The organism is Cupriavidus sp. 8B, from assembly GCF_054589115.1.
The window spans coordinates 1-7,177 of sequence record NZ_BAAILO010000410.1 but is presented as its reverse complement, the minus strand read 5'-3'; the positions used below and the strand labels follow the sequence as shown (position 1 = coordinate 7,177).

Here is a 7,177-nt window from a genome sequence, read left to right as displayed (position 1 = left end):
GGGGGGGCGCTCGCTCAAGGTGACGCGCCTCGCTCTTGCGGATGCCCGCCCTCTCCCCCAACCCCTCTCCCGCCGCGCGGGAGAGGGGAGCAACGCCTGCGCGAGATTGCACGCGAGCGCTCTTGCTGCGCCCCACACAGAAGTCTGAAGAACCATAAAAAATAACCTGGAGACAAGCCATGCTACGCAGGACGTTCCTCACTGCCACGGCTGCCGGCGCCACCTCGCTGGCGGCGCCCCTGGCCTTTGCGCAGGCGCTGCCCACCGGCCCCATGCGCATCGTCGTGGGCTTTCCGCCCGGAGGCGGCACCGATGTGATGGCCCGCGTGATGGCCAACAAGCTCGGCGAGCTCTGGCATACGTCGGTCATCGTCGACAACCGTCCTGGCGCGGCCGGTGTGATTGCCGCCGAGTACACGGTCAAGCAGCCCGCCGACGGCACCACGCTGCTGATGACCAATATCAGCAACCACGCCATTGCGCCGAGCCTGTATCCCAGGCTGGGCTATGTGGTCGAGCGCGACTTCACACCCATCATGCTGGTGGGCGTCACGCCCAACCTGTTGATCTGCAACACGCAGGAAGGCGCCAGGACCCTGAATGATGTGATCGAGCAGTGCCGCAAGAGCCCGGGCAAGATCACGTTTGGCTCCTCAGGCGCGGGCGCGGCGCAGCACCTGGCGCTGGAGCTGTTCAAGCTGCGCGCCGGCGTGGATGCCATGCACGTGCCCTATCGCGGCTCGGCGCCCATGCTGACCGACCTGATCGGCGGGCAGATCGATTTCAGCTTCGAGACCATGACCTCGGCCACGCCGCAGATCCAGGGCGGCAAGCTGATTGCCATTGCACAGACCCGGCCCAAGCGCGCCAAGAGCTTCCCCAACGTGCCCACCATCGCCGAATCGGGCTTCCCTGGCTTCGACGCCAGCACCTGGTACGGGCTGGTAGGCCCCGCCGGCATGCCGGCCGCCCTGGTGCAAAAGATGAACGCGGACATGAACAAGGTGCTTGCGATGCCGGAGGTGGCGGACAAGCTGGCCAGCTTCGGCGCCGAGGATGGCGGCGGCAGCGCCGCGCGCTTCGGCACCTTTATCGGCGCAGAGCTCACCAAGTGGGCCAAGGTGGTCAAAGACGCCCAGGTGAAGGTCTGACATGGCGCGCCGCATCACCATCGAGGAAACCCTGCCACGTGACGCCGCGCGGGCGGTGCTGGTTGGCCGCGCGTGGCTGCCGGGGCCACAAGGCGGGCCGACGCCGGTCGTCGTGCGCAACGGCCAGCTGTTCGACCTGGGCGCGTTGCGCCCGACCATTGCCGCCTTGCTCGACCTGCCTGACCCGGCGGATGCGGTCAGGCAGGCTGGAGGCGCCGCACTCGGCACGGTGGCGGACTGGCTGGCATCCACCTGCGAGCACGGCCCCGATCCGCGTTACCGCCACCTGCTCGCGCCGAACGACCTGCAGGTGGTGAAAGCCGCCGGCGTGACCTTTGCCGCCAGCATGATCGAGCGCGTCATCGAGGAGCAGGCGCGCGGCGATGCCGCCAAGGCCGAAGCGGTCCGCCAGAGCGTGGCGCACCTGGCCGACGCAGGGCTCGCCGCCGTGCGCCCCGGCTCGCCGCAGGCGCTGCGCATCAAGGAGGTGCTGCTGGCGCAAGGGCTGTGGTCCCAGTACCTGGAAGTGGGCATCGGCGCGGACGCGGAGATCTTCACCAAGGCGGCGCCGCTGTCGTCGATGGGCACCGGCGTGGACGTGGGCGTTCATCCCGGCTCGTCATGGAACAACCCCGAGCCGGAGGTGGTGCTCGCGGTGTCCTCGCGCGGCACCATCGTTGGGGCCGCGCTCGGCAACGACGTCAACCTGCGCGACTTCGAAGGGCGCAGCGCGCTGCTGCTGGGCAAGGCCAAGGACAATAACGCCTCATGCAGCATCGGCCCATGGATCCGCCTGTGCGATGCGGCGTTTGGCATCGACGACATCTGCACAACCGACATCGAACTCACCATCGAAGGCGAGGACGGCTTCGTGCTGCAAGGCGCCAGCACGATGACGCAGATCAGCCGCTCGCCGCAGGAGCTGGTTGGCCACGCCATGGGCCCGCACCACCAGTATCCGGACGGCATGATGCTGTTCTGCGGCACGATGTTCGCGCCCGTGCAGGACCGCGACGCGCCCGGCGCCGGCTTTACGCATCACGTGGGCGACCGCGTGTCGATCCGCGCGGCGAGGCTCGGCGGCCTCGTCAACTGGGTCGGCAGCAGCGCAAGCCTGCCGCCGTGGCAGTTCGGCATCGGCGCCCTGATGGACAACCTCGCCCGCCGCGGCCTGCTTGGCCCACCTCCCTGAGCCTTTGGCTTAACCCAGCGAGGCCGGGATCAGCCGGGAGCACCCGGGAGCACCCAGGCTCGCCACCCACATACACAATCCGAAGGAGACACCATGAGACACGCCATCTCGCGTATCGTGCTGGCCGCGTTGTTCGCAGCAGGAGCCGCCGCCGCGCTGGCCACCCCGGCGGCTGCGCAAACCCCCATCAAGCTGCGCTTTGCCCACACCGTGCCGGAGACCGATTCCCAGCACCTGGCTGCGCTATCGTTCAGCAAGAAGGTCAAGGAGCGCACGCAAGGCGCGGTCGAAATCCAGGTCTTTGCCAACAGCCAGCTCGGCAACGACACCACGCTGGTCACCGGCATCCGCAGCGGCACCATCGACATCGGCGCCACCGGCAACCCGTTTGTCACCGGGCTGGCGCCCAAGCTCAACGTGCTGGACCTGCCCTACCAGTTCGACGACGGCCCGCAGGCCTATCGCGCGCTGGACGGCGCGGTGGGACGCGGCCTGCTCGATGAGCTGGGCTCGCACCAAATCAAGGGCCTGGCCTTCTGGGAAATCGGCTTTCGCAGCCTGGGCAACAACAAGCGCCAGATCAACAAAGCCGACGATATCCGCGGCCTGAAGATCCGCACCACGCCGAACCCGTCGCATATCAAGGCGTTCCAGCTGCTCGGCGCGAGCCCGCAGCCGATGCCCTTCGCAGAGGTCTTCGGCGCGCTGGAATCCGGTGCGGTGGACGGGCAAGAGAATCCGCCCACGCTGATGCTGTCATCCAAGATGTACGAAGTGCAGAAATACCTCTCGCTCACGCGGCATGCCTACACCGCGCTAGTGGTGCTGATGAACAAGGCCAAGTTCGATTCGCTCAAGCCGGAGTACCAGAAAATCCTGCTGGAAGAAGCCGCCGCCGCCGCCACCTTCCAGCGCAAGCTCAACACGGACAACGAGGCGCAGTCCATCGCACAGTTGCGCGCCAAGGGCATGCAGGTCAACGAGCACCCGGACGTGGCGAGCATCAGGAAGATCGTCAAGGAAGAGACGCGCCAGCTCTATGTGCAGAAGAACGGCGACACCGTGCTGCGTGCCATCGACGCCCAACGCTGAAGCCGCGCGGAGACCGGACATGCAAACGCAGCCTTCACCGTCGGCCATGGTCGACGCGCACCATCATCTCTGGCGCTTCGGCGACGACGCACGCTATCCGTGGCTGCAGGAGAAATACGACCCGCAAGCCTTCTTCCTCGGCAGCTATGCCGCGTTGCGCGAGGACTTTGGCCCGGACGCCTATCTGGCGCGCTGGGGCAACGTGCGGCTCGCCGCCACCGTGCACGTGGAAGCCGAGCGCCATCCCGAGGAGTCCCTCGCGGAGACCGGCTGGCTGCACCGGATCCATGCGGTGCATGGATTTCCCAACGCGATCGTGGCGCATGCGGATTTCAGGAGTGCCGACCTGGAGCAGCGCTTGCTGGCACAGGCTGATTTTCCGCTGGTGCGCGGGGTGCGCTGCAAGCCGGTGACGAGCCGGCGCGCTGACGAAAGCGTGCGCGGACAAGCAGGCACGCTGCAGGATGCACGCTGGCTGGAAGGCCTCGGCCTGCTGGCCGCGCACGACCTCTCATGGGACTTGCGCGTGCCGTTCTGGCATCTGCAAGAGGCAGCCGATGCGGTGGCGATGTTTCCCGCGCTGCGGGTAGTGCTGGAACACACCGGGCTGCCGTGGGACCGCTCCGACGCAGGCCTGGCTGCGTGGCGCCGCGGCATGGAAGCGCTGGCGCGCCTGCCCAACGTGCACGTGAAGCTTTCCGAATTCGGACTGCCCGATGCAGCGTGGGACCGCGCGGGCAATGTGCGCGTCGTCCGCGAGGCGCTGGACATCTTCGGCTGGCAGCGATGCATGTTCGCCAGCAACCTGCCGGTATCCGGGCTGCGTGCTGGCATCGGAGAAGTGGTCGGAATGGTGGCGGAAGGGCTGAACGGCCTGACTGCCGACGCGGCGCGAGCCGTATGGCACGACAACACGCTGCGCTTCTACCGGATCGCGCAGCCGAATCAATAAGCAACGAGACAACGAACATGGAAACGACAACAGAAGAACCGGCCGTGACCCGCGTCATGGTACACACAGCGCAAGGCGCGATGGTGGCCATGATGGCCGTCATGATCGTGCTGGTGTTCGGCAACGTAGTGCTGCGCTACGCCTTCAACTCCGGCATCGCGTTCTCCGAGGAAGCCTCGCGCTTCGTCTTCATGTGGCTGACGCTGACCGGCGCCCTGCTCGTCATGCGCGACAAGGCGCACCTTGGCATGTCCACCATCGTGTCTCGGCTTGGCGAGCCGGGACAGCGCCTGTGCCGCTTTATCTCCGACGCTGGCGCGCTCGCCTGCTGCCTGCTGCTGGCCAATGGCGCATGGAAGCTGGTGGTGATCGGCATGGACGACATGGCCCCGGTGACGGGCGTGCCGATCGGCCTGGTCTATGCCTGCCTGCTGTTCAGCAGCCTGGGCATGGCCGGCCTGCTGGCGCATTCGCTATGGCGCCTGGTGAGCGGGCGCATGCCCCGCGCGGAGCTGGTGCCGGAGTCCGGCGCCAGCGGCGAATGATTTCCTGGAGCCAGTCATGACTATCGTTGTATTTGTCGGCTCCCTGCTGGGCGCCATGGCGCTCGGCATGCCGATCGCATTCTCGCTGCTGGTGTCGGGTATCGCCCTGATGTTCCATCTCGGCAATTTCGACACGCAGATCATCGCGCAGAACATGCTGGAGGGCGTGAACAACTACCCGCTGATGGCCGTGCCGTTCTTCATGCTGGCCGGCGAACTGATGAACGCCGGCGGGCTGTCGAGCCGCATCGTCAAGGTGGCGGAAGCCACGGTGGGCCACGTGCGCGGCGGGCTTGGCTACGTGGCGATCATCGCCGCTACGGTGGTGGCCAGCATCTCCGGCTCGGCCGTGGCGGACACGGCCGCGGTGGCCGCGCTGCTCATCCCCATGATGCGCAACGCCGGCTACAACGTACCGCGCTCCGCCGGGCTGATCGCTGCGGGCGGCATCATCGCGCCGGTGATCCCGCCATCGATCGCCATCGTGGTGTTTGGCGTGGTGGCGCAGGTATCCATCACCAAATTGTTCCTCGCCGGCATTGCGCCAGGCGCCATGATGGCGCTGACGCTCACCGCCACGTGGTACTTCTGCGCCCGCAAGGATTCGGCGTCCGCCGTCGCCACGCAGCGCTTCGAGTTCCGCCGCCTGCGGCAGTCGCTGATGGACGGCGTGTGGGCGCTGGTGCTGCCGGTGGTCATCATCGGCGGCATGAAGATCGGCGTGTTCACGCCAACCGAGGCAGCCGTGGTCGCCGTCGTCTACGCCATGGCGGTTGGCCGCTTCGTCTACGGCGAGCTCAAGCTGCGCGACCTGCCCCGCCTGATCGTCACCGCCGCCAAGACCTCCAGCACCGTGCTGTTCCTGGTCGCCTGCGCGCTGGTCTCGGCCTGGCTCATCACCATCGCCAATATCCCGGCGCAGGTCACGGCGCTGCTCGATCCCTTCATCGACAACAAGATCCTGCTGATGTTTGTGATCATGGTGCTGGTGATCATCGTCGGCACGGCGCTGGACCTGATGCCCACCGTGCTGATCATGACGCCTATCCTCATGCCCGTGATCACCAAGGCCGGCATCGATCCCGTGTACTTCGGCGTGATGTTCATCCTCAACAACGCCATCGGGTTGCTGACACCGCCAGTCGGCACGGTGCTCAACGTGGTGGCCGGTACCTCGCGCTGCAGCCTCGACAGCGTGATCGCCGGTGTGTGGCCCTTCCTGCTGTCGCTCACCGTGCTGATGTTCCTGTTCGTGCTGTTCCCCCAACTCATCCTGGTTCCCGCCAGCTGGATGCGGTAACCGCTTGCCAATCACACAACCTGGAAAGACGGAGACTGATATGAAAAAACCCATGAACCACACGCGCATCCACAGCAAGCTGCGCCAGCACAGCCTCGCCCTCGCAACCGCGGGCGCCCTTGCATTCGCCCTGTCATCGGCTTGCGCGCAAACGCAACCCACCGACTGCGCCGCCGCGCAAGCCGCCAGCCAGAACCCGGCCTACCCAAGCGCCAGTGTCAAGCGCTACATCAAGACCCCCACCGGCTACCTGCTGGTGCTGCGCATGGGCGACAACGTGTTCGAACAGCTCGAAGCCTTCGCCATCTGCGAACGCGTGCCCAGCGCAAGCCTCAGCGCCATCGGCTTCACCAACGTCACCTTCGGCTTCTGGGACGCCGACAAGAAAGCCTTCAACCCCAAGACCTTCCGCAACGTCGAGATGGCCAGCATCGTGGGCAGCCTCGCCTGGAAAGACGGCAAGCCCTCCATCCACGCCCACGGCGTCGCCGGCGACAAGACGTTCGATACGTATGGAGGACACATCCTGGCCATGGAGGTAGGCACAGGCTCGCTGGAAGTGACGGTGACGGTGTATCCACAACAACTTGAGCGCGCGATCGATCCGAAGATCGGGGCCAATGTGCTGGGGCTGTAGATTGAAGCGTAGGGAATGGAAGCCGGATCGGTCCGGCATGACATCTCGGCCTTGCCACCGCCCGCCCTCTCCCCCGGCCCCTCTCCCGCCGTGCGGGAGAGGGGAGCAAACCGGCGGGAGAGTTGGGACGTCGATTCGGTTCGGCCGTGATTCCCGCCAGTCAGGCGGGAATCACCCACGCGCGATGCGAAGCGAGCCGTCAAGGTTCACCTAGGCCGTATGGGGCGCCTCGGGATTCGGCGAAAAGAGCGGAAAAGAGGGACCCATGTCTGAGTATCGCCTTAAGGCGATGCGAGTTTGGGTCCCGG

Annotated in this window: 7 protein-coding genes; all 7 read left to right on the top strand. The window is 66.2% G+C overall.

Annotation, left to right across the window (positions count from 1 at the left end; translation table 11 throughout):
• Window positions 1-179: 179 nt before the first annotated feature.
• Entirely contained in the window at window positions 180-1,151 is a 972-nt protein-coding gene (locus ACYP5B_RS38435; protein ID WP_459573068.1) for a Bug family tripartite tricarboxylate transporter substrate binding protein, read from the top strand.
• A 1-nt stretch (window position 1,152) separates the two neighbouring features.
• Window positions 1,153-2,343 carry a fumarylacetoacetate hydrolase family protein gene (locus tag ACYP5B_RS38430; protein ID WP_400095743.1) on the top strand — a complete coding sequence of 397 codons (1,191 nt, stop codon included), beginning with the start codon at window positions 1,153-1,155 and terminating at the stop codon, window positions 2,341-2,343.
• Between the two features lie 93 nt (window positions 2,344-2,436).
• Window positions 2,437-3,435 carry a DctP family TRAP transporter solute-binding subunit gene (locus ACYP5B_RS38425; protein WP_400095745.1) on the top strand — a complete coding sequence of 333 codons (999 nt, stop codon included), beginning with the start codon at window positions 2,437-2,439 and terminating at the stop codon, window positions 3,433-3,435.
• A gap of 19 nt (window positions 3,436-3,454) precedes the next feature.
• Window positions 3,455-4,387, top strand: coding sequence for an amidohydrolase family protein (locus ACYP5B_RS38420; protein ID WP_400095747.1), 933 nt, complete (start codon window positions 3,455-3,457; stop codon window positions 4,385-4,387).
• Window positions 4,388-4,404: 17 nt separating this feature from the next.
• Entirely contained in the window at window positions 4,405-4,932 is a 528-nt protein-coding gene (locus ACYP5B_RS38415) for a TRAP transporter small permease (protein ID WP_459573067.1), read from the top strand.
• Window positions 4,933-4,948: 16 nt separating this feature from the next.
• The gene (locus tag ACYP5B_RS38410; protein WP_318238513.1) at window positions 4,949-6,232 is read left to right on the top strand and encodes a TRAP transporter large permease; all 1,284 of its coding nucleotides are present in this window, start codon (window positions 4,949-4,951) and stop codon (window positions 6,230-6,232) included.
• Between the two features lie 40 nt (window positions 6,233-6,272).
• On the top strand, window positions 6,273-6,869 hold the full coding sequence (locus tag ACYP5B_RS38405; protein ID WP_318238514.1) for a PPC domain-containing DNA-binding protein: 597 nt from the start codon (window positions 6,273-6,275) through the stop codon (window positions 6,867-6,869).
• Window positions 6,870-7,177: the final 308 nt, after the last annotated feature.

Excerpts from the sequence above, each read along its gene's own strand:
- ACYP5B_RS38425 (WP_400095745.1), top strand. The coding sequence starts at position 2,437 with ATGAGACACGCCATCTCGCGTATCGTGCTGGCCGCGTTGTTCGCAGCA.
- ACYP5B_RS38405 (WP_318238514.1), top strand. The coding sequence starts at position 6,273 with ATGAAAAAACCCATGAACCACACGCGCATCCACAGCAAGCTGCGCCAG.
- ACYP5B_RS38410 (WP_318238513.1), top strand. The coding sequence starts at position 4,949 with ATGACTATCGTTGTATTTGTCGGCTCCCTGCTGGGCGCCATGGCGCTC.
- ACYP5B_RS38435 (WP_459573068.1), top strand. The coding sequence starts at position 180 with ATGCTACGCAGGACGTTCCTCACTGCCACGGCTGCCGGCGCCACCTCG.
- ACYP5B_RS38430 (WP_400095743.1), top strand. The coding sequence starts at position 1,153 with ATGGCGCGCCGCATCACCATCGAGGAAACCCTGCCACGTGACGCCGCG.
- ACYP5B_RS38415 (WP_459573067.1), top strand. The coding sequence starts at position 4,405 with ATGGAAACGACAACAGAAGAACCGGCCGTGACCCGCGTCATGGTACAC.
- ACYP5B_RS38420 (WP_400095747.1), top strand. The coding sequence starts at position 3,455 with ATGCAAACGCAGCCTTCACCGTCGGCCATGGTCGACGCGCACCATCAT.